The organism is Rhizobium sp. NRK18 (assembly GCF_024385575.1).
GTDB lineage: Bacteria > Pseudomonadota > Alphaproteobacteria > Rhizobiales > Rhizobiaceae > JANFMV01.
Map to the genome: position 1 here is coordinate 62,596 of NZ_JANFMV010000001.1, position 21,226 is coordinate 83,821.

The 21,226-nt window shown below is 59.7% G+C and carries 16 protein-coding genes; 11 read left to right on the forward strand and 5 right to left on the reverse strand.

The genetic code is table 11. The annotated features are described in order from the left end of the window. Window positions 1-342: 342 nt before the first annotated feature. The 8 genes from hemE to NN662_RS00320 all read left to right on the forward strand — a co-directional run bounded on the left by hemE (window position 343) and on the right by NN662_RS00320 (window position 9,349). Window positions 343-1,350 carry a uroporphyrinogen decarboxylase gene (hemE, locus tag NN662_RS00285; RefSeq protein WP_261928323.1) on the forward strand — a complete coding sequence of 336 codons (1,008 nt, stop codon included), beginning with the start codon at window positions 343-345 and terminating at the stop codon, window positions 1,348-1,350. A gap of 10 nt (window positions 1,351-1,360) precedes the next feature. After that, entirely contained in the window at window positions 1,361-1,900 is a 540-nt protein-coding gene (hemJ, locus tag NN662_RS00290) for a protoporphyrinogen oxidase HemJ (protein ID WP_261928324.1), read from the forward strand. Window positions 1,901-2,090: 190 nt separating this feature from the next. Then, the gene (gene rho, locus NN662_RS00295) at window positions 2,091-3,356 is read left to right on the forward strand and encodes a transcription termination factor Rho (RefSeq protein ID WP_261928325.1); all 1,266 of its coding nucleotides are present in this window, start codon (window positions 2,091-2,093) and stop codon (window positions 3,354-3,356) included. A gap of 291 nt (window positions 3,357-3,647) precedes the next feature. After that, window positions 3,648-4,976, forward strand: a complete 1,329-nt coding sequence (mnmE, locus tag NN662_RS00300) for a tRNA uridine-5-carboxymethylaminomethyl(34) synthesis GTPase MnmE (RefSeq protein WP_261928326.1) — start codon at window positions 3,648-3,650, stop codon at window positions 4,974-4,976. A 125-nt stretch (window positions 4,977-5,101) separates the two neighbouring features. Continuing rightward, window positions 5,102-6,979: a tRNA uridine-5-carboxymethylaminomethyl(34) synthesis enzyme MnmG gene (gene mnmG / locus NN662_RS00305; protein WP_261928327.1), complete on the forward strand. Its 1,878-nt coding sequence runs from the start codon at window positions 5,102-5,104 to the stop codon at window positions 6,977-6,979. Then, window positions 6,979-7,617: a 16S rRNA (guanine(527)-N(7))-methyltransferase RsmG gene (rsmG, locus tag NN662_RS00310; protein ID WP_261931820.1), complete on the forward strand. Its 639-nt coding sequence runs from the start codon at window positions 6,979-6,981 to the stop codon at window positions 7,615-7,617. Before mnmG ends, rsmG begins: the two co-directional genes overlap by 1 nt. 17 nt (window positions 7,618-7,634) lie before the next feature. After that, complete coding sequence (locus NN662_RS00315; RefSeq protein ID WP_261928328.1) at window positions 7,635-8,435, forward strand: ParA family protein; 801 nt, start codon at window positions 7,635-7,637, stop codon at window positions 8,433-8,435. Between the two features lie 32 nt (window positions 8,436-8,467). Beyond that, on the forward strand, window positions 8,468-9,349 hold the full coding sequence (locus NN662_RS00320; RefSeq protein WP_261928329.1) for a ParB/RepB/Spo0J family partition protein: 882 nt from the start codon (window positions 8,468-8,470) through the stop codon (window positions 9,347-9,349). Between the two features lie 13 nt (window positions 9,350-9,362). On the opposite strand, the gene holA is transcribed toward NN662_RS00320, so the two are convergent. Genes holA through leuS form a run of 3 tightly spaced genes read right to left on the reverse strand, consistent with a single transcriptional unit; the run spans window position 9,363 to window position 13,557 of the window. Then, the gene (gene holA / locus NN662_RS00325; protein WP_261928330.1) at window positions 9,363-10,403 is read right to left on the reverse strand and encodes a DNA polymerase III subunit delta; all 1,041 of its coding nucleotides are present in this window, start codon (window positions 10,401-10,403) and stop codon (window positions 9,363-9,365) included. A 3-nt stretch (window positions 10,404-10,406) separates the two neighbouring features. After that, a complete protein-coding gene (lptE, locus tag NN662_RS00330) occupies window positions 10,407-10,937 on the reverse strand; it encodes an LPS assembly lipoprotein LptE (RefSeq protein WP_261928331.1) in 531 nt (176 codons plus the stop codon). Next, the gene (leuS, locus tag NN662_RS00335; RefSeq protein ID WP_261928332.1) at window positions 10,927-13,557 is read right to left on the reverse strand and encodes a leucine--tRNA ligase; all 2,631 of its coding nucleotides are present in this window, start codon (window positions 13,555-13,557) and stop codon (window positions 10,927-10,929) included. Before leuS ends, lptE begins: the two co-directional genes overlap by 11 nt. 193 nt (window positions 13,558-13,750) lie before the next feature. Between leuS and NN662_RS00340 the strand changes: the two genes are divergently transcribed. Both NN662_RS00340 and NN662_RS00345 read left to right on the forward strand, forming a co-directional pair. Next, window positions 13,751-14,410, forward strand: coding sequence for a YggS family pyridoxal phosphate-dependent enzyme (locus tag NN662_RS00340; protein ID WP_261928333.1), 660 nt, complete (start codon window positions 13,751-13,753; stop codon window positions 14,408-14,410). Window positions 14,411-14,550: 140 nt separating this feature from the next. Further along, window positions 14,551-16,464: a propionyl-CoA synthetase gene (locus tag NN662_RS00345; protein ID WP_261928334.1), complete on the forward strand. Its 1,914-nt coding sequence runs from the start codon at window positions 14,551-14,553 to the stop codon at window positions 16,462-16,464. A gap of 57 nt (window positions 16,465-16,521) precedes the next feature. Here the strand turns inward: NN662_RS00345 and NN662_RS00350 are convergent, their stop codons facing one another. Further along, window positions 16,522-17,226, reverse strand: a complete 705-nt coding sequence (locus NN662_RS00350) for a DUF1013 domain-containing protein (RefSeq protein WP_261928335.1) — start codon at window positions 17,224-17,226, stop codon at window positions 16,522-16,524. 216 nt (window positions 17,227-17,442) lie between these two features. Between NN662_RS00350 and acs the strand changes: the two genes are divergently transcribed. Beyond that, window positions 17,443-19,398 (forward strand): acetate--CoA ligase, encoded by a 1,956-nt coding sequence (gene acs, locus NN662_RS00355; RefSeq protein WP_261928336.1) that lies wholly within the window; start codon window positions 17,443-17,445, stop codon window positions 19,396-19,398. A gap of 87 nt (window positions 19,399-19,485) precedes the next feature. Here the strand turns inward: acs and NN662_RS00360 are convergent, their stop codons facing one another. Then, window positions 19,486-21,000 (reverse strand): aldehyde dehydrogenase (NADP(+)), encoded by a 1,515-nt coding sequence (locus NN662_RS00360; RefSeq protein WP_261928337.1) that lies wholly within the window; start codon window positions 20,998-21,000, stop codon window positions 19,486-19,488. Window positions 21,001-21,226: the final 226 nt, after the last annotated feature.

Here is a 21,226-nt window from a genome sequence, read left to right on the forward strand (position 1 = left end):
ATATCCACATTTGGATTTTCCGGGATGGGCGTTCAACGTGCCTGTGCGTTCCGGGGATTGATTTCCGTTGTTATCTCTTATCAACAGTTGATCCACAAGCGGGCGAATTTTTCATGGCTTCCTATCGCTTTGAAATTGCTTGGCTAAGCGATGCTATATCGCCTATTTTTCAATTGACCGGATTTTTGCTCCCCAACACCGACCAATCATCCCGATTTTCGAACATTCCGTGAATTGATTTTAATCCTTGCTACTCACCGACTCTAAGAAATAGAAGCCTATTTAGATTCATTTCTTATTTATTGGGAAGGAAGCGCTTTGCTGAGCGAAGAGCGTAAGATCATGCGGGTGTTGAGCGGACAAACGGTCTCTCCACCGCCAATCTGGCTGATGAGACAGGCAGGGCGGTATCTTCCGGAATATCGCGAGACCAGGGCCAAGGCCGGCAGTTTTCTCGATCTCTGTTACACGCCGGAACATGCCATCGAAGTGACCCTTCAGCCGATCCGCCGCTATGGCTTTGATGCTGCCATCCTCTTCTCCGACATTCTCGTCATTCCGGATGCCCTGAAGCGGAACGTGAAATTCACCGAGGGCTATGGGCCATCAATGGACCCGATTAGCGAAGAGGGTATCCGCCAGCTCACGCCGGAAGGCGTTCTCGATCATCTGGCGCCGGTCTTCGAAGCGGTGACGGGCATTCGCTCTGCGCTGCCGGAGGAAACGACCCTGCTCGGCTTCTGCGGCGCGCCCTGGACGGTTGCGACCTACATGATCGCCGGGCATGGAACGCCGGACCAGGCGCCGGCCCGCCTGTTTGCCTATCAGCACCCGGAAGCCTTCGATCACCTCCTGGCGCTTCTCGCCGATGTCTCGGCGGAGTATCTGATCCGGCAGATCGATGCCGGTGCGGATGCTGTGCAGATTTTCGATTCGTGGGCAGGCGTTCTTGGAGAGCGGGAGTTCGAGCGCTTCGCGGTTGGACCGGTCCGGCGGATGGTGGATCGTGTGAGGTCGAGTCGTCCGAACGCGAAGATCATCGCCTTTGCCAAAGGCGCGGGCTACATGCTCAAGGGATATCGGCAGGGCACGGATGCGGATGCGATCGGCCTCGACTGGTCGGTGCCGCTCGCCTTTGCCGCGGAGCTGCAGAAGGACGGAGCGGTCCAGGGCAATCTCGATCCGATGCGGGTCGTGGCCGGCGGCAAGGCGCTCGAGGACGGGATCGACGCGATCCTTGAGGTTCTCGGGAATGGCCCGCTGATCTTCAATCTCGGCCACGGCATTACGCCGCAGGCAAATCCGGATCACGTGACGGCACTGGTCAATCGGGTGCGGGGCAAGGGGTAAGAGGCAGACGATGACGGGAAAGGCTGTTGATCGGGTTTCCGGGCGCAAAGCGGCGCTGCGCGCGGGTATCGCGATTGCCGTGTTTCTGGGCATTCTGGGAGCGATCTATCTGGCGCAGCCGGACAACTTCTTCCTCTGGATCAAGGCTTTCCACATTGTCGCGGTGATTTCATGGATGGCCGGTCTGTTCTATTTGCCGCGGCTTTTCATCTACCACACCGATGCGCTGCCCGGCTCGGAGCTCTCGGAAACCTTCAAGGTGATGGAACGCCGGCTGTTCAACGTGATCATGCGTCCGGCGATGGTGATCACCTGGCTGCTCGGGCTCGATCTCGCCTGGAGCATGTATGGTTTCATGGGCGGATGGCTGCACGCCAAAATCCTTCTTGTCGCCATAATGACCGGGTTTCATGAGCATCTCGGTCGCGCCGTTCGGGATTTCGAATCGGATGGACCGAGAAAGTCGGTCCGGTATTGGCGTCTTGCCAATGAGGTTCCGACAATCCTGATGATCCTCATCGTCATTCTGGTCGTGCTTAAACCGTTTTAGGCGGCGACCCTCCTGAATTAATCGATGGCCTGAAAGGTTTTTCCTTGCGGGGTTTCACGTGAATCGCTATTTTCCGGCCATCTCTTCTCCGTGGTGCGTGCAAGATCGAACTGCCGGCAAATGATGCTGGAGCAGCTCCAAAAAGAATAAGCGCACCGATCTCCTCAGAAATTGGATATGGTTTCCCTTCATGGCTGAAATGAAGCTTCAAGAACTCAAGAACAAGACACCGACGGATCTGCTGGCTTTCGCAGAATCGCTGGAAGTCGAAAATGCCAGCACGATGCGCAAGCAGGAACTCATGTTTGCAATCCTGAAGGTGCTGGCCAGCCAGGACGTGGAGATCATCGGCGAAGGCGTGGTGGAAGTGCTGCAGGATGGTTTCGGCTTCCTGCGCTCGGCGAATGCCAACTATCTTCCCGGTCCCGACGACATCTATATTTCTCCTTCCCAGATCCGTCGCTTCTCGCTGAAGACGGGTGACACGGTCGAGGGTCCTATCCGCGGTCCGAAGGAAGGCGAGCGCTATTTCGCCCTCTTGAAGGTCAACACGATCAATTTCGACAACCCCGAAAAGATCCGCCACAAGATCCATTTCGACAATCTGACGCCGCTCTATCCGAACGAGCGCTTCAAGATGGAGCTGGAGAACCCGACCACCAAGGATCTCTCTCCCCGCGTGATCGACCTGGTGGCGCCGCTCGGCAAGGGCCAGCGTGGCCTGATCGTCGCGCCGCCGAGAACCGGTAAGACGGTTCTGTTGCAGAACATCGCCCACTCGATCACGGCAAACCATCCGGAATGCTATCTGATCGTTCTCCTGATCGATGAACGCCCTGAAGAAGTGACAGACATGCAGCGCTCCGTGCGGGGCGAAGTGGTATCCTCGACCTTCGACGAGCCGGCCGTGCGTCACGTGCAGGTCGCTGAAATGGTCATCGAGAAGGCCAAGCGTCTCGTCGAACATGGCCGAGACGTCGTCATCCTGCTTGATTCAATCACGCGTCTCGGACGCGCGTACAACACGGTTGTCCCGTCCTCCGGCAAGGTGCTGACCGGTGGTGTGGATGCCAACGCGCTCCAGCGTCCGAAGCGCTTCTTCGGCGCCGCCCGTAATATTGAGGAAGGCGGTTCGCTGACGATCATCGCCACGGCGCTGATCGATACTGGCAGCCGTATGGACGAAGTCATCTTCGAAGAGTTCAAGGGTACCGGCAACTCCGAAATCGTGCTCGACCGCAAGGTTGCCGACAAGCGCATCTTCCCGGCCATGGATATTCTCAAATCCGGTACGCGTAAGGAAGACCTTCTTGTGCCGCGCCAGGATCTCCAGAAAATCTTTGTTCTTCGCCGGATTCTCGCCCCGATGGGCACGACCGACGCCATCGAGTTCCTCATCGACAAGCTGAAGCAGACCAAGAACAATGGCGATTTCTTCGACTCGATGAACACGTGATTTTTAATTAGCCGGAGTCTGATGATTTTCTGATCGTTGAAATTCTGGATTGCACAGCCCGTCACCGTTTTCCACGATGACGGGTTCTTCATTTGGATAGTCAGCCCTTTTCAGATGGCAGGTGATTTGCCCGTGCCCGCCCGTTGATGGCGAAGGACTTGCAATGACGCAGGTCTTTGTTCATAAGCATTGCCGATGACACCATCGGACGGATGATGAAGCCTCTCACGCGTCCATGATGTTTCCGCCGCCGATGCGGCTTGGCCTCCCATTGAACAAAGTGACAGTCACATGGCATCCTCCACGGATACGATCTATGCGCTGTCCAGCGGTCACTTGCCTGCTGGGGTCGCCGTGGTACGGATCAGTGGCGCACGTGCCGGGGAAATCGGAGCGCGCCTGGCTGATGAACTCCCTGCCCCGCGCCGGGCTGCGCTCAGGACGATTCGGGACCGCAATGATCACGTTTTGGACCAGGCGATCGTGCTCTGGTTTCCCGGCCCAGCTTCCTTTACAGGGGAAGATTGCCTTGAGGTGCACGTTCATGGCGGACGTGCGGTCGTGGAGGGCTTGTTTCAGGTCATCTCAGAAGGCCATGATGACGTTCGGCATGCGGAGGCGGGTGAATTTTCGCGCAGAGCCTTCGAGAACGGGAAGCTGGATCTCACCGAGATCGAGGGTCTTGGCGATCTCATATCGGCGGAAACGGAAATGCAGAGGCGGCTGGCTGTGGAGCAGATGCGCGGCGGTCTGTCTCACATCTATGCCGGCTGGGCCGATCGCCTGACCCGCGGTCGTGCGTTGATCGAGGCGGAACTCGACTTTTCGGATGAGGAGGATATCCCGGGGGCGGTCTCAGACCAGATCTGGACGGACATGCAGAGGCTCGTAGACGAGATCGATTCGCATACGAAAGGAATCGCGGCAGGAGAAATCATTCGTGATGGCTTCAAGGTGGTGATCGCGGGACCGCCCAATGCCGGAAAATCTAGTCTTTTGAATGCGTTAGCGAAGCGAGATGTTGCGATTGTCACCGACGTTGCCGGGACGACGCGCGATGTACTGAAGGTGGATCTCAATCTCAACGGATATGTTGTTCATCTTATCGATACGGCCGGCTTGCGTGAATCAAGTGATGTCGTAGAGGCAGAGGGCATACGTCGGGCACGGATGGAGATGGAAGCGGCCCATCTTGTGCTTCTGTTGTCCGAGTACGGCTCGTATGATGATGTTGGCGATCTGGTTGATGTTGATGTGCCTGTATTGCGGGTTGGTTCCAAGGCGGATCTTCACCGGAATGCCGACGCTGCCAATTATGATCTGCTCATTTCCTCCAGTTCAGGGTTTGGACTGGATGATTTGCAGGCGCGCTTGCTTGAAGCAGTAATCGATTCGGTTCCGGTTCTAAATGCCGCTCTCCCCAATCGTGCCAGACACCGTCGTTACCTCGAAGAGGCAAGCCGCTCCATTAATGCTGCGTTGCAGTCCTCCGCTTTGGATATCGAACTTCGAGCGGAGTTGCTGAGACAGGCATCGAACTCCCTGGGACGGATTACAGGTCGTGTGGATGTGGAAGATCTTCTTGACGTGATATTTCGGGAGTTCTGCGTGGGCAAGTGACTCACGTGAAACATCGCGTTTTGCGGGACGCCTTATATGGCAAATGATGCTGATGTTTCACGTGAAACATATTGACATTTGCGCATTCTGAGGCAAACCGAAGCAATACGGTATAGGGTAATGAGATGGATACTCGGTTCGATGTCATCGTGATAGGTGGAGGTCATGCCGGCTGTGAGGCGGCTGCCGCGGCCGCCCGTATGGGTGCCAAGACCGCGCTGATCACGCATCGACGTGATACGGTTGGCGTTATGTCGTGCAATCCGGCGATCGGTGGCCTCGGCAAGGGGCATCTGGTCCGCGAAATTGACGCACTGGATGGATTGATGGGCTGCGTGGCAGATGCCGCCGGCATTCAGTTCCGCATGCTGAATCGGAAGAAAGGGCCGGCAGTGCGCGGGCCGCGCACCCAGGCTGACAGAACGCTCTATCGGTTGGCGATGCAGTCGGCAATTTCGGCAGTGGACGGTCTTCATGTGATCGAAGGCGACGTGCACGATCTGACGCTGGACGCCGGCGGGATCAGCGGTGTTGTCATCGCCGATGGCCGTTCCTTTGAGTGTCGGTCTGTCGTTCTCACCACCGGTACCTTTCTCAGGGGACTTATTCACATCGGTGATAAGAAGACGCCGGCGGGTCGCATGGGTGAAGCCCCTTCCCTTGGCATATCGGAAACGCTGAAGGGCTTCGGTTTGCGGCTTGGCCGTCTGAAGACCGGCACGCCGGCGCGGCTGGACGGCAAGACCATCGACTGGAACTCCGTCGGCCGCCAGGCGGCCGACGACGATCCGGTCCCCTTCTCTTTCATGACCGACTCCATCGTCAATCCGCAGATCGAGTGTGGCATAACGCGAACCACGGAGAAAACCCATCAGATCATCCGGGATAATATTGGCCGCTCTGCCATGTATTCCGGTCAGATTGAGGGTGTTGGACCGCGCTACTGTCCCTCAATTGAAGACAAGATCGTTCGATTTGGTGATCGTGACGGACATCAGATATTCCTGGAGCCGGAAGGTCTCGATGACGATACGGTCTATCCGAATGGTATTTCGACATCTTTGCCGATCGATGTCCAGGAGTCCTTCATCCGCTCCATTCCAGGGCTGGAGAATGTTGGTATTCTTCAACCGGGCTATGCGATTGAATATGATCACGTCGATCCGCGGGAGCTCCGGCCCAGTCTTGAATTGCGCAAGGTCAGCGGTCTGTTCTTTGCCGGGCAGATCAATGGAACGACGGGTTACGAAGAAGCGGGCGCACAGGGACTGGTGGCGGGCCTGAATGCCGCGCTGCTCGCTTCGGGTGCTGAACCATACGTCTTCAGCCGTACCAATAGTTACATAGGCGTAATGATCGATGACTTGACCAGCCGGGGAATTACCGAGCCGTATCGCATGTTCACATCACGCGCAGAATATCGGTTGTCTCTTCGCGCCGACAATGCCGACGTTCGCCTGACGCCGCTGGGTATCGACATCGGCTGCGTCGAGCGGGCGAGACGGGAGAAATTCTCGCAGTATATCAATGATATGGACGCCGCTCGCGATGTGTTGAACGCCCTGTCGGTGACGCCGTCCGAGGGCGCGGCTAAGGGTTTGAAGCTCAATCAGGACGGGCACAGACGGTCGGCCTATGAGCTGTTGTCCTATCCCGAGCAGTCTATCGATTCCCTTTCCAGGGTTTGGCCGGAGCTGCAGTCGATCACGGGCAAGCTGAGAGAAGCGTTGGAGATCGAGGCGGCCTATGCGGTCTATCTGCAGCGGCAGGCCTCCGATATTGCGGACGCAAGGCGGGAGGAAAGCCGGCAGATTCCGGAGGATTTCGATTACTCTGCCCTCCCCGGGCTTTCCCTTGAGCTCCGGCAGAAACTGCAGAGAGCCCGGCCTGTAAATATTGCGCAGGCGGCAAAAGTGGATGGAATGACACCGGCGGCGGTGTCGCTGCTGATCGCCTGGGTCCGGAAATTGGGTTCTGCCGACGAGAATGAGAGAGTTGCGTGATGGTGGTGCATCCTGTCCCGGATATCGGCCGGGAAGTTTCACGTGAAACGCGGGAGCGGCTGACGATCTTTGCCGAGCTGTTCCAGAAATGGGCCAAGTCCATCAATCTGGTGGCGCCGTCGACGATCGCGGAACTATGGCGCCGGCATATTGCGGATAGTCTCCAGATCCAGCCCTTGTATCCGGAGGCCGAAACGTGGATCGATCTCGGCAGTGGTGGCGGCTTTCCCGGGGTCATCAGCGCAATACTGTTGGCGGAGCGTGGCACCGGCTGGGTGCATCTCGTTGAAAGCAATCAGAAAAAATGTGCTTTTCTCAGGACTGCGCTGCGGGAAGCGGGTGGCAGAGGGTCAGTTCATCCCGTTCGAATCGAGGATGCGCCAGGCGCAATTCCGCATTGCGATGCGATCTCTGCACGGGCGCTCGCTGAACTGGACCTGCTTCTCGCCTATGCCGAGCCGTGGGCTCAAGAGAATGCGAAACTGAAGGCCTTTTTCCATAAAGGGCGGGATTACGCCGCGGAAATCGACAAAGCGCGTGGTCGCTGGGATTTCGATCTGGTACAACATCAAAGCAAAATCGAGACGGATTCGGTGGTTCTCGAAATCAGCGGCCTTAGACGGCGTACCAGCGCGTAGATATTGGGTTCAGCGGCATGATCGGCACAAAGAAAAATCGTGTAATTACAGTGGCTAACCAGAAGGGTGGGGTTGGCAAGACGACGACGGCCATCAATCTCGCGACGGCATTAGCCGCCATCGGCGAGCGCGTTCTGATCATCGATCTCGATCCCCAGGGGAATGCCAGCACTGGCTTGGGCATCAGCCGCAAGGATCGTGCGCATTCGTCCTTCGATCTTCTGATGGGAACCCACAGCGTCTCCCAGACGGTGCTGAAGACTGTGGTACCGAATCTCTACATCATTCCTTCGACCATGGACCTGCTCGGCATCGAGATGGAGATCGGCCAGGCTTCCGATCGCGCCTTCCGGCTGCGGCGCGCCATTTCGGGTGATGAGGCACTGGAATATTCCTACATTCTGGTCGACTGCCCACCCTCGTTCAATCTGCTGACAATCAATGCCATGGCGGCCGCCCATTCGGTGCTGGTGCCGCTGCAGTGCGAATTCTTCGCGCTGGAAGGCCTGAGCCAGCTTCTCGAAACTGTCAATGAAGTGCGGCAAAGCCTCAATCCCCAGCTCGATATACAGGGAATCGTGCTTACCATGTTCGATTCGCGCAATAATCTTGCGCAGCAGGTGGTGAGCGATGTTCGGACGCATCTTGGTGACAAGGTCTATCACACCCTTATCCCGCGCAATGTGCGGGTTTCGGAGGCGCCCTCCTATGGCAAGCCTGCCATTCTCTACGATCTGAAATGCGCCGGCAGCCAGGCCTATCTGCAACTGGCGTCAGAGGTCATTCAGAGGGAAAGGCAAAGGAAAGCGGCCGCTTGAGGTCGCCCGGTTTTATGTAAGTGAGCACTGACATGAATGATGACGTTTCGAAACGCCGGCTCGGCAGGGGGCTTGCGGCCCTGATCGGGGAAATGGACCAGCCGCTGACGTCTGCACAGCCGGTCAAACCGGTCAGTGCCGACCGGATGATTCCGATCGAGTTCATTGCCAGGAACCCGCGCAATCCGCGCCGTTATTTCGACGACGAGGAACTGCAGGATCTTGCTTCCTCGATCCGTCAGCACGGCATCGTGCAGCCGGTCGTCGTTCGAACGCTCGGCGAGAACAATTACGAGATCATCGCCGGCGAACGCCGCTGGCGGGCGGCGCAGCTGGCCGGCTTCGTCGAAATTCCGGTCATCATCCGCGATGTGGACGATCGCACGGCTCTGGAGATCGCGATTGTCGAGAACGTCCAGCGCGCTGATCTCAATCCGCTGGAAGAAGCCCTGGGATACGAGCAGCTGATTGCGGATCACGGTTACACGCAGAACAATTTGGGCGAGATCATCGGCAAGAGCCGCAGCCACGTGGCCAACAGCCTTCGGCTGCTGAAGCTGCCGGAGCCCGTCCGTGACATGGTGGCGGCGGGCAGTCTTTCCGCCGGTCATGCCCGGGCTCTCGTCTCGACATCCGATCCCGAGACGCTGGCGAAGGCCATCGTTGCCAAGGGCATGTCCGTTCGTGACGCGGAAAAGCTTGCTCAGAAGGATATCCGCGGCCCCGGGCTTGTGTCCTCGTCGTCTGTTCAGGCGCCGAAGGATTCAGACACGCTGGCGCTCGAACGCACGCTCAGCGACACGCTCGGCCTCGACGTTACGATCAACCACAAGGGGGAGAGTGGCCAGGTGCGGATTGCGTATAAGAGCCTGGAGCAGCTTGAGGAAATCTGCCGGCTGCTGGAAAAGCGTTAGTACCTTCTAACGCTTATCTAAGCCGGCGCTTGGCTTGCAGGGCCGTTGAAAGCAGTGTCTGCCGGGCGATGCTGTCTTCGAGTGACGGCCGCTGGCGCGACTGCAGGATCGCTGCGTTGATCCGGTTCGTTTCCCGACCGATATCGGCCGACGTCCAGGCCGCGAGTGCGCGCTCGATGATCGGCTTGCGCCGAAAGTGGAGATGACGCCCGCGGCTCTGCATGACCTTGGCGAGCGGCGCATTCTCACCCTCCATTTCTCCCCGCATGAGGTCCATGAGCTGGAAGGTTCTGAGGCAGCTTTGCAGGACGAGGAACATCGGCGTCTTCGAAGAGGCAATCTTTTCCATCGCCTGCAGGAAGCTGTCGGTATTGCCTGCAAGAACGGCGTCAACGGCGTCGTCGGCGGAGATCGCGCTCGCATCGCCGATGATCTCACGGATGTGGTGTTCCTCGACCATGCCGTCTTGGCGGCAATAGAGGCAGAGCTTTTCGAGCTCGCCACGCGATGCGCGCCTGTCGCCGCCGAGAAGCGTCGCCAGAAGCGATCGGGCGTTCGGGGCAATGCGGAGGCCATGCGCTCCCAAAACCTCGTCTATGAGCCCGCTGACGGCTCTGGCGTCGTCGCTGTAGCAGGGAACGGACAGAATATGCCGGCTACCGGCCGCGGTCTTGCGCAGGGAAGACGTCTTTTTCAGATCTCCCTGCTCGATGATGACGAAGCAGGCCTCCGGCGGTGTTTCACCGAGGATCTGCAGCGGCGCGGAGAGCTGCTTCTCTCCGGAGCCGCCGCGTATCCAGATCAGCCGCTCGCCGCCAAACAACCCGATGGAATTGACCTCGTCGAGAAGCCGGCCGTTGTCGCCCTGCAGATCGCTGACGTCTAGGCGGACGAGAGAAAACGGATCGTCGAGGGCGACGCCGGTCTTGCGGGCGATTTCTTCGGCTCTTTCGCTGACCAGACCGCCGTCCGGCCCGAAGATCAGAAAGACCCTTGATTCAAGCGGGCCTCTCTGGATCAGGCGATCGAACTCGAATGCCTTGATTTCCGTCATCGGCTACATGGGCTGCTGCGAGAGCGTCACCAGCAGATCCGCACGGATCATTTCGGCCAGTTCCTTGGCGGCACGATTCTCGGCATCCCGCCCTGCGCGTATCTTGGCAAACTCCTGCGAGGAATAATCGACAAGGGCGGTGGCCTTGCGGCTTGCCGCGCGAAGGACCTCGCCATCGGAAAGGCGGGTCAAGGTGTAGTCACCCGTGACGATGACGCGACCGGCATTGGCCGTGTCTGACGAGCTGTCGATGAGAACGCCCTGGCTCTTCGTATTCACCAGAAGCTTCAGTTCATAAGCCGGATTCGCAGGCTCGCCTGCGCCACCGGACATCAGGAAAATCAATCGGTTGCGAACTTCGAGACCAACCCGGTCACCGGCCGGCGATATGCCGACGGATGCCAGTTCCGCAGGGACCTTTCCCTGCTGGGAATAGAGCGGCTGGACCTGGCAGCCGGCCGATGTGACGGCCAGACCAAGTGTGGCGGCAACGACGAGCCGGCGAAGGATGCTGGATTTCGACTTATACGACAATGTTGACGATCCTCTGCGGCACCACGATGATCTTCTTCGGCGGCTGGCCGTTCAGGTGATGCTGGACCTGCTCGAGGGCCAGAACGGCTTCCTTGACGGCATCTTGATCGGCATCGCGCGCGATTGTCAATTCCGCTCTCTTCTTGCCATTGACCTGAATGGGCAGCACGATCTCGTTGTCGGCAACCAGAGCCTCGTCATAGCTTGGCCAACCGGTCTCGCACATCAGCGTTTCGTTGCCGAGAACCGACCAGCATTCCTCGGCGAGATGCGGCGTCATCGGCGCAATCATGTGGATCAGGAGTTCGGCGGCGTCACGTGCAGCAGCCTTGTCCTCGTCGCTCCCCTCGCCTTTCGCCAGCGCGGCAAAAGGCCCGGCCATGCTGTTGACCAGTTCGTAGATGCGCGCCACGGCCTTGTTGAAGGCAAGCTTGTCATAATCGCCCTGCACGGCCTTCAGCGTCTTGTGCGCTGCCTGCGAAACCGGAAGGAAAGCACCATCCTTAGCCGGATTCGCCGTCACCGACTGCAGGAACTCAGACGCTTCCGAAATGATGCGCCAGACGCGCTGGACGAAGCGGTGGGCACCTTCGACGCCAGCCTCGGACCAGATCACGTCGCGATCGGGCGGTGAGTCCGACAGCACGAAGAAGCGGGCCGTATCGGCGCCATAGGAGGCGATGATGTCGTCCGGATCCACCACGTTCTTCTTCGATTTCGACATCTTCTCGATCGAGCCGATCTTGATCTCCTCACCGGAAGACATCAGGACGGCGCGGCGGGTGCCTTCGCTCTCTTCAATGCGAATATCGGCGGGTGCCAGCCACTCGCGGGCAGCGCCCTCGCCGCGGCTGTAGGTTTCGTGCACGACCATGCCCTGCGTGAACAGGCCCTTGAAGGGCTCGTCGAGGTTGACATGCCCTGCCACCTTCATGGCGCGCGTGAAGAAGCGCGAATAGAGCAAATGCAGGATCGCGTGCTCGATGCCGCCGATATACTGGTCGACGGGCAGCCAGCGGTCCGCAACGGCCGGATCGGTCGGTGCGTCTTCCCATGGTGCAGTGAAGCGCGTGTAATACCAGCTCGAATCGACGAAGGTATCCATCGTGTCGGTTTCCCGGCGGGCATCCTTGCCGCAAACCGGGCAGGCCACGTGGCGCCAGGTCGGGTGACGGTCCAGCGGATTGCCGGGAAGGTCGAAGCTGACATCGTCCGGCAGCTTGACCGGCAGGTCCTTCTTCGGCACCGGCACAACACCGCAGTCGTCGCAATGGATGACCGGGATCGGGCAACCCCAGTAGCGCTGGCGGGAAATACCCCAGTCGCGAAGACGGAAATTCACCTTGCGCTCGCCCTGTGGCTGGTTGCCGAGCGATTGGCTGGAGAGCTTTTCGGCAACGGCCTGGAAAGCCTCCGACGTCGTCATGCCGTCGAGGAAACGGGAATTGATCATCACGCCGTCGTCGACATAGGCCGTGTCGCCCACCTCGAAGCTCGCCGCATCGCCATCTGCCGGCATGACGACGGGTACGACCGGCAAGCCGTATTTGCGGGCGAAATCCAGGTCGCGCTGGTCGCCGGAGGGGCAGCCGAAGATGGCGCCGGTGCCGTATTCCATCAAAACGAAGTTCGCGACGTAGACCGGCAGTTCCCAGTTCGGGTCGAGCGGATGCTTCACACGAATTCCGGTTTCGATGCCCTTCTTCTCGGCTGTTTCCAGTGCTGCCAGCGACGTCCCTGCCCGGCGGCATTCCTCGCAGAATGCGGCGATCTCGGCGTTCGTTTCAGCCGCGGCCTTGGCGAGCGGATGATCGGCGGCGATGGCCAGGAAGGATGCGCCGAACAGGGTGTCCGGCCGGGTCGTGTAGACCGTCACTTCGCTCATGCCGGCAGGTGCCGTATCGCCGACGATTTCCCAGCGCACGGTCATGCCTTCGGAGCGCCCGATCCAGTTCTTCTGCATCAGGCGCACTTTTTCCGGCCACTGGTCGAGGCCGTCCAGTGCATCGAGCAGATCCTGCGAAAAGTCGGTGATCTTGAAGAACCATTGCGTCAGTTCGCGCTGCTCGACGAGGGCGCCCGAGCGCCAGCCGCGGCCGTCGATCACCTGCTCGTTGGCGAGAACCGTCTGGTCTTCCGGATCCCAGTTGACCTTCGACTGCCGGCGATAGACCAGGCCATGCTCAAGGAAATCCAAGAACAGATGCTGTTGGCGGTGATAGTATTCCACGTCGCAGGTTGCGAATTCCCGCGACCAGTCGAGGGACAGGCCCATGGATTTCAGCTGGCCGCGCATCGTGGCGATGTTTTCGTAGGTCCATTCCTTGGGATGAACCTTGTTCTTCATGGCGGCATTTTCGGCCGGCATGCCGAAGGCGTCCCAGCCCATCGGATGCAGAACGTTATAGCCGCGGGCGCGCTTGTAGCGCGCAACAACATCGCCCATCGCATAGTTGCGGACGTGACCCATGTGGATGCGTCCGGACGGATAGGGGAACATCTCCAGCACGTAATACTTTTCGCGCGGATCGCCGTTGTCGGTCTCGAAGACCTTGTCTTCGGTCCATTTTTTCTGCCAGCGTGGCTCGGCGTCACGCGGATTATATCGTTCGTTGGCCATGGTCTTTCAGAATTCCGGAAATCAGGGAGAATTGGGGCTGACCTTCACCACGAAACCGCTGGAGCGTCAAGTTCGGCGGCCACGGGGCCGAGGCAAAAGCTCGGTCGGCTGGCGAAATTTGCCCGTGTCGGCTTGGCAATGGAGGTTGGGGAGGATACTTGGCGATAAATGGTGCCGAAAGGACGGAAAGACAATGGTTCTCGCAGATCGTCTCGCTGAAGTTCTCAACACGATCGCCGCAACCGCAAAGCGTGCGGGACGGGCGGACGGCAGTGTGACACTTGTCGCGGTGTCGAAGACCTTCGATGCCGACACAATCCGGCTGGCGATTGCCGCCGGCCAGCGGGTTTTTGGCGAAAACCGGGTCCAGGAAGCACAGGCGAAGTGGCCGGACCTGAAGCAGGAGACCGATGACATCGAATTGCACCTGATCGGGCCGCTTCAGTCCAACAAGGCGGCGGACGCTGTGGCGCTGTTCGATGTGATCGAGACGGTGGACCGGGAAAAGATCGCCAGGGCATTGGCGTCCGAAATCGAGCGTCAGGGCCGGACGCTTCGCCTCTATGTCCAGGTCAATACGGGGCTCGAGCCGCAGAAGGCAGGGATTGCGCCGGATGACGCGGTCGCCTTCGTCGACTTCTGCCGCAACGAGTTGAAGCTCACCATCGAGGGCTTGATGTGCATTCCGCCGGCCGGCGAAAATCCCGGTCCGCACTTTGCCCTGCTGCAGAAGCTGGCGGCCGAAGCGGGCCTTGCAAAGCTCTCCATGGGCATGTCCGGGGACTATCAGACCGCCGTCGAGTTCGGCGCGACGAGCGTTCGGGTGGGGTCGGCGATCTTCGGCGAGCGTTGAAACTGACTTTCGTCAAACCTTTCAATTTTTATCGCGGGTGCACCCGCATTCCTGCGTTTTAGCGCTTCCGAATTGATTCGGATTTTCCTATCTTTTCCCACGAGGAGCACATGCGGATGCATGTGTAATGGGAGGAGAGCATGGCAGACAACTACAAGGCGGCCTATGCCGGATGGCAGGCCGATCCCTTCGGCTTCTGGAAAAATGCCGCAGAATCCATCGATTGGTCGGTCTTTCCGCAGACGATATTCGATCCGGCGATGGGCACCTATGGCCGCTGGTTTCCCGGCGGCATCACCAATACCTGCTACAATTGCATCGACCGGCATGTGATTGCCGGCAATGGCGAGCAGGCGGCACTGATCTATGAGAGCGCCATCACCGGGCGGGATCGCATCTACACCTATCAACAGCTGTTCGAATCGGTAAACGCCTGCGCCAGCGTTCTGAAGGATTTCGGCGTTGGCAAGGGTGACCGGGTGATCATCTACATGCCGATGATCCCGGAAGCCGTCTTCGCCATGCTGGCCTGTGCCAGGATCGGCGCCGTGCACTCCGTCGTGTTCGGCGGGTTCGCAGCCCATGAGCTTGCCAAGCGCATCGAGGACAGTGGTGCGCGGATCGTCATTTCGGCGAGCTGCGGTCTGGAGCCGAACCGGACGGTGCCTTACAAGCCGCTGCTCGATCACGCCATCGAGATTTCAAAGGTCAAGCCCGACCATTGCCTGATTGTCCAGCGTCCGGAGCTGAGGGCTGATCTCCAGGACGGCCGGGACCACGATCTGCGAGCCCTCATCGGGGCCGCGCAGGAGAAGGGCGCCCGGGTCGATTGCGAACCAGTCGATGCGACGGATCCGCTTTACGTCCTCTATACCTCGGGAACGACCGGACAGCCGAAAGGTGTCGTGCGCGACAATGGTGGGCACATGGTGGCGCTCATTTGGTCGATGCGAAATATCTATGGTGTTTCACCGGGTGAGACCTACTGGGCCGCCTCGGATATCGGCTGGGTCGTCGGCCATTCCTACATCGTCTATGCGCCGCTGCTGAACGGCAATGCGACGATCCTGTTCGAGGGCAAGCCGATCGGGACGCCGGATGCCGGCGTCTTCTGGCGGGTGATCAACAAGCACAATGTCAGGGTGCTGTTCACCGCTCCGACGGCCTTCCGGGCGATCCGAAAGGAAGACCCCAACGGTGATTTCATCGCCGAAAATCCCATGCCGGGCCTGAGGGCGCTGTTTCTCGCCGGTGAGCGCGCCGATCCGGATACGCTCAAATGGGCGGAAGAGAAGCTGAAGGTGCCCGTCATCGACCATTGGTGGCAGACGGAGACCGGCTGGCCGATCGCCGGCAACCCGATCGGGCTCGCCCTGCTGCCGGTCAAGCACGGATCACCGGCGGTCGCCATGCCCGGCTACGATCTGCAGGTGCTCGATGATGCCGGTCACCCGGTGCCGAACGGCACGCTCGGCAATGTCGTCGTCAAGCTACCGCTGCCGCCGGGTTGCCTGCCGACATTCTGGAACGCCGACGAGCGCTTCCACACCTCCTGCCTTGATGAATTCCCGGGCTACTACAAGACCGCGGATGCGGGTTACCTCGACGAGGACGGATACATCTTCATCATGGCGCGCACCGATGACATCGTGAATGTCGCCGGGCACCGTCTGTCGACCGGGGCCATGGAAGAAGTCTGCGCCATGCATCCGGATGTCGCCGAATGCGCGGTGATCGGCATTGCCGATCCGATCAAGGGTCAGGTGCCCTGCGGCTTCCTGGTGCTCAACAACGGTGCCGATCGCGGTGCCAAGGAGCTGGAGCGTGAGATCGTCGCGCTTATCCGCGAGGAGATCGGCCCGGTTGCCGCCTTCAAGATGGCGATCCAGGTCAAGCGGCTGCCGAAGACGCGCTCCGGAAAGATTCTGCGAGGCACCATGCAGAAGATCGCCGATGGCATGCCTTGGACGATGCCGGCAACGATCGAGGATCCGGCGGTACTTGATGAAATTACCGAAGCGATCCGGTCTCACTCGGCGCAACATGCCGCATGAATGAAAAAAGGCCCCGCGAGGGGCCTTTTGTCGTCTGAATGATGATCCGCGAGGAAATCAGCGGAAGTCGTCTTCGTCGTCTTCCTCGACCGTGTCGGACTTCAGCGACTTGAGCTTCGCGAAAACGGCATCCGCGTCGATTTCCTTTTCCTCTTCCTCGGCGTAGTTCGAGGTGTAGTTTTCGGTTTCGCGGGCAGATTCGAGCGTTGCGCCCATTTCGGCAGCGGTCGGCAGCGGACGGCCTTTCGATGCCTTCTCGACTTCCATGTCGAGGTCGATCTGGCTGCAGAGGCCGAGCGTAACCGGATCCATCGGCGTCAGGTTGGCGGAGTTCCAGTGCGACCGGTCGCGGATCTGTTCGATCGTGGACTTCGTTGTGCCGACAAGGCGTGAAATCTGCGCATCCTTGAGTTCCGGATGGTTGCGAACCAGCCAGAGGATGGCGTTCGGGCGATCCTGGCGCTTGGAGACCGGCGTGTAACGCGGGCCACGACGCTTCGATTCCGGAACCCGAACCTTCGGCTCGGCGAGCTTCAGCTTGTAGGCCGTGTCCTTTTCCGCCCGCGCTATTTCGTCGCGGGAAAGCTGGCCGGTCGAGATCGGATCGAGGCCCTTGATGCCCTGAGCGGACTCACCGTCAGCGATGGCTTTGACTTCCAGAGGATGCAGTTTGCAGAACTGGGCAATCTGCTCGAATGACAGGGATGTGTTGTCAACGAGCCAGACGGCGGTCGCCTTCGGCATCAGCAGTTGTTGAGCCATAGATAAAGTCCTTCTGTCCGTCCGCTCCGGGGGCGCGGGCCGTGGGTCAAACCACAATTTCCGGGATTTTCGCGCCTTCTATAACCGCAATGTGTCATAAATGCAATTCTTTCGAATGCGAATTGCTGACGCTTGATTGCCTTGTTTATTTCAGTTCTTATCTTGCCAGAACAAGTGGGACGGGAGGACGTCCCGTCATGCACACGGGAGGAGTATATGTCGGTGAAAACCTATCCGGTTTCCAAAGCGGTCAAGGACCGCGCGCTGATCGATAACGATCGCTATCAGAAATGGTATCAGGAAAGCATCGAGGAGCCAGAGAAGTTCTGGGACAAGCACGGGCGGCGGATCGACTGGTTCAAGCCCTACACGAAAGTGAAGAACACGTCGTTCAAGGGCAAGGTGCCGATCAAGTGGTTCGAGGACGGTATTACCAATGTTTCCTACAACTGCATCGACCGTCATCTGAAGACGCATGGCGACCGCACGGCCATCATCTGGGAAGGCGACAACCCGTATATCGACAAGAAGATCACCTACAACGAGCTCTACGAGCACGTCTGCCGCATGGCGAACGTGTTGAAGAAGCATGGCGTGAAGAAGGGCGATCGCGTCACGATCTACATGCCGATGATCCCGGAAGCGGCCTATGCGATGCTCGCCTGCGCCCGTATCGGCGCCATTCACTCTGTGGTCTTCGCGGGCTTTTCTCCCGAAGCGCTTGCCGGTCGACTGGTCGACTGCGAATCGACCTTCGTCATCACCTGCGACGAGGGCCTGCGCGGCCGCAAGCCGATTGCGCTGAAGGAAAACACCGATACCGCCATCGATATCGCCGCCAAGCAGTATGTCATCGTCAACAAGGTTCTTGTGGTTCGCCGCACGGGCGGCAAGGTCGGCTGGGCGCCGGGCCGCGACATCTGGTATCACGAGGAAATTCACACCGTGAAGGCGGATTGCCCGCCGGCAAAGATGAAGGCGGAAGACCCACTCTTCATCCTTTACACCTCGGGTTCGACCGGCAAGCCGAAGGGCGTGCTACATACGACCGGCGGCTACCTCGTCTACGCCTCGATGACGCATGAATATGTCTTCGACTATCACGACGGGGACATCTACTGGTGCACGGCGGACGTGGGCTGGGTCACGGGACATTCCTACATCGTCTACGGACCGCTTTCGAACTGCGCGACGACGCTGATGTTCGAGGGCGTGCCGACGTTCCCGGATGCGGGCCGTTTCTGGGAAATCGTCGACAAGCACAAGGTCAACATCTTCTACACCGCACCGACCGCGATCCGCTCGCTGATGGGGGCCGGCGACGAATACGTCAAAAGATCCGACCGCTCGACGCTGCGCCTGCTCGGCTCCGTCGGCGAACCGATCAATCCGGAGGCCTGGGAGTGGTATCACCGCGTCGTCGGCGACGAACGCTGCCCGATCGTCGATACCTGGTGGCAGACGGAGACCGGCGGCATCATGATCACGCCGCTACCCGGTGCGACAGACACCAAGCCGGGGTCTGCAACCCGTCCCTTCTTCGGGATCAAGCCGGAACTGGTCGACAATGAAGGCAATATCCTGGAAGGCGCCACCGACGGCAATCTCTGCATCGCCGACAGCTGGCCGGGCCAGGCCCGTTCGGTCTACGGCGATCATCATCGCTACATCCAGACCTACTTCTCGACCTACAAGGGCAAGTATTTCACGGGCGACGGATGCCGCCGTGACGAGGATGGCTACTACTGGATCACCGGCCGCGTCGACGATGTTCTGAATGTTTCCGGCCACCGGCTGGGGACTGCGGAAGTCGAGTCGGCGCTCGTCTCGCACCACAAGGTATCGGAGGCCGCCGTCGTCGGCTATCCGCATCCAGTCAAGGGACAGGGCATTTACTGCTACGTCACGCTGATGTCCGGGGAAGATCCTTCGGATGCGCTCAAGGCGGACCTGATCAAGCATGTCAGAAGCGAGATCGGCCCGATTGCCTCTCCTGACAAGATCCAGTTCGCGCCCGGGCTGCCGAAGACCCGTTCGGGCAAGATCATGCGCCGCATCCTGCGCAAGATTGCCGAAGACGATTTCGGTGCGCTCGGCGATACGTCGACGCTCGCGGATCCGGGCGTCGTCGACGACCTGATCGCCAACCGGCAGAACAAGTCCGCCGCCTGACGTCACAGGTTCAGCCCCAACGAAAAAGCCCTCCCACGAATTACGCGGGAGGGCTTTTGTTTGTCTTGGCTTACGAAACGGAAGCGATCAGCTGAAGTCGGCCGGCAGGATGTCGGCCGGGATGTTCTGGTAGCAGACCGGGCGCAGGAAGCGGCGGATCGACAGGGTACCGACCGAGGTGGCACCAAAGTTCGTCGATGCCGGGTACGGACCACCATGGACCATGGAGTCGCAGACTTCGACGCCGGTCGGGAAGCCGTTGGCCAGAACACGGCCGGCCTTGCGCTCCAGGATCGGCAGCAGCTTGCGGGCAAATGCACTGTCGCCGGCATCGAGATGCAGGGTCGTGGTCAGCTGACCTTCGAGCTTGCGAGCAATCACCAGCATGTCTTCCGTGGAGTCGGCGAGCACGATGAGGCCCAGCGGGCCGAACACTTCCTCGCCGAGTTCATGGTTTTCCAGCCAGGACTTTGCATCCGTCTGGAACAGGTACGGCGCGGCGTCGCGGTTGTTGCACTTGGAGGTCAGCAGCGACTGGACAGCCGTGTTGCCCTCGATGCGGCGGGCGCCGTTGCGGTAGGCTTCGGCGATGCCGTCGGTCAGCATGGTCTGCGGCGCGACAGCAGCAAGACCTTCCTTGGCGTCCGCGATGAAGGCCTCCGCCTGCGGTCCCTTCACCAGCACGGCGATGCCGGGATTGGTGCAGAACTGGCCGGCGCCCATGGTGAGCGATCCGACCCAGCCCTTGGCGATGGCGCCGCCGCGGGCGGAAAGCGCTTCCGGCAGGATGAACATCGGGTTGACCGAACCGAGTTCGCCGAAGAACGGGATCGGCTCGGGACGCGATGCGCAGAGATCGAAGAGGGCGCGACCGCCACCGAGGCTGCCGGTGAAGCCGACGGCCTTGATCAGGGTATGCTGGACCAGCGACTGGCCGACTTCGCGGCTGCCGCCCTGGATCATCGAGAAGACACCAGGATGGATGCCGCTCGCCTTGACGGCGGCCAGACCAGCTTCGGCGACGATTTCGCCGGTGCCGGGATGGGCGGAATGGCCTTTGACCACGACCGGGCAACCGGCGGCGAGTGCCGCTGCCGTGTCACCGCCGGCGACGGAGAAGGCGAGCGGGAAGTTGGACGCGCCGAAGACGGCAACCGGGCCGATCGGGCGCTGCATCATCCGCAGTTCCGGGCGGGGAAGCGGCTGGCGATCCGGGAGAGCCTCGTCGAGGCGGCGGTCAAGATAGTCGCCCTTCTCGATGTGGCTCGCGAACAGGCGGAGCTGGCCGGTGGTGCGGCCGCGTTCGCCCTGGAGACGGGCTTCGGGAAGCCCGGTTTCCTGGCTGCCGATCTCGGTGATCGCTTCGGCGCGTGCTTCGATCTCGTCTGCGAACTTGTTGAGGAAGGCGGCGCGTTCGGCGCGGCTGGAATAGCCGAAGGTCCAGAACGCTTCTTCCGCGGCCTTTGCGGCCTGGTCGACCTGGGCGGGGGTCCCGGCCGAGAAGGTGTGGCTCGGACCATGGGCGGGCGAGGAATCGAATGTCGTGTCGCTTGCGACCCATTCTCCGGCGATAAGGTGCTTGCCGTGCGGTGTGAAAGTCATGAATACCCTCCTCTCAGGCGTGAGATGCTGTTGGGACAAGTGGTTGTTTGATCTTCGGGCACGACTGGCGAAGATGCGCCCGGGTGAAGATGTCCAATCGAGCTGATCTGCTCTTTGCGGCATTGAACTAGCACAAATAGTTCTGCCGCCCATAAAAAAAAGCGGGCGCAAGCGGATTTCGATGACGTACGTCGGGAGAATCCAGTCAGCTGCGGTCGTCCGGTTG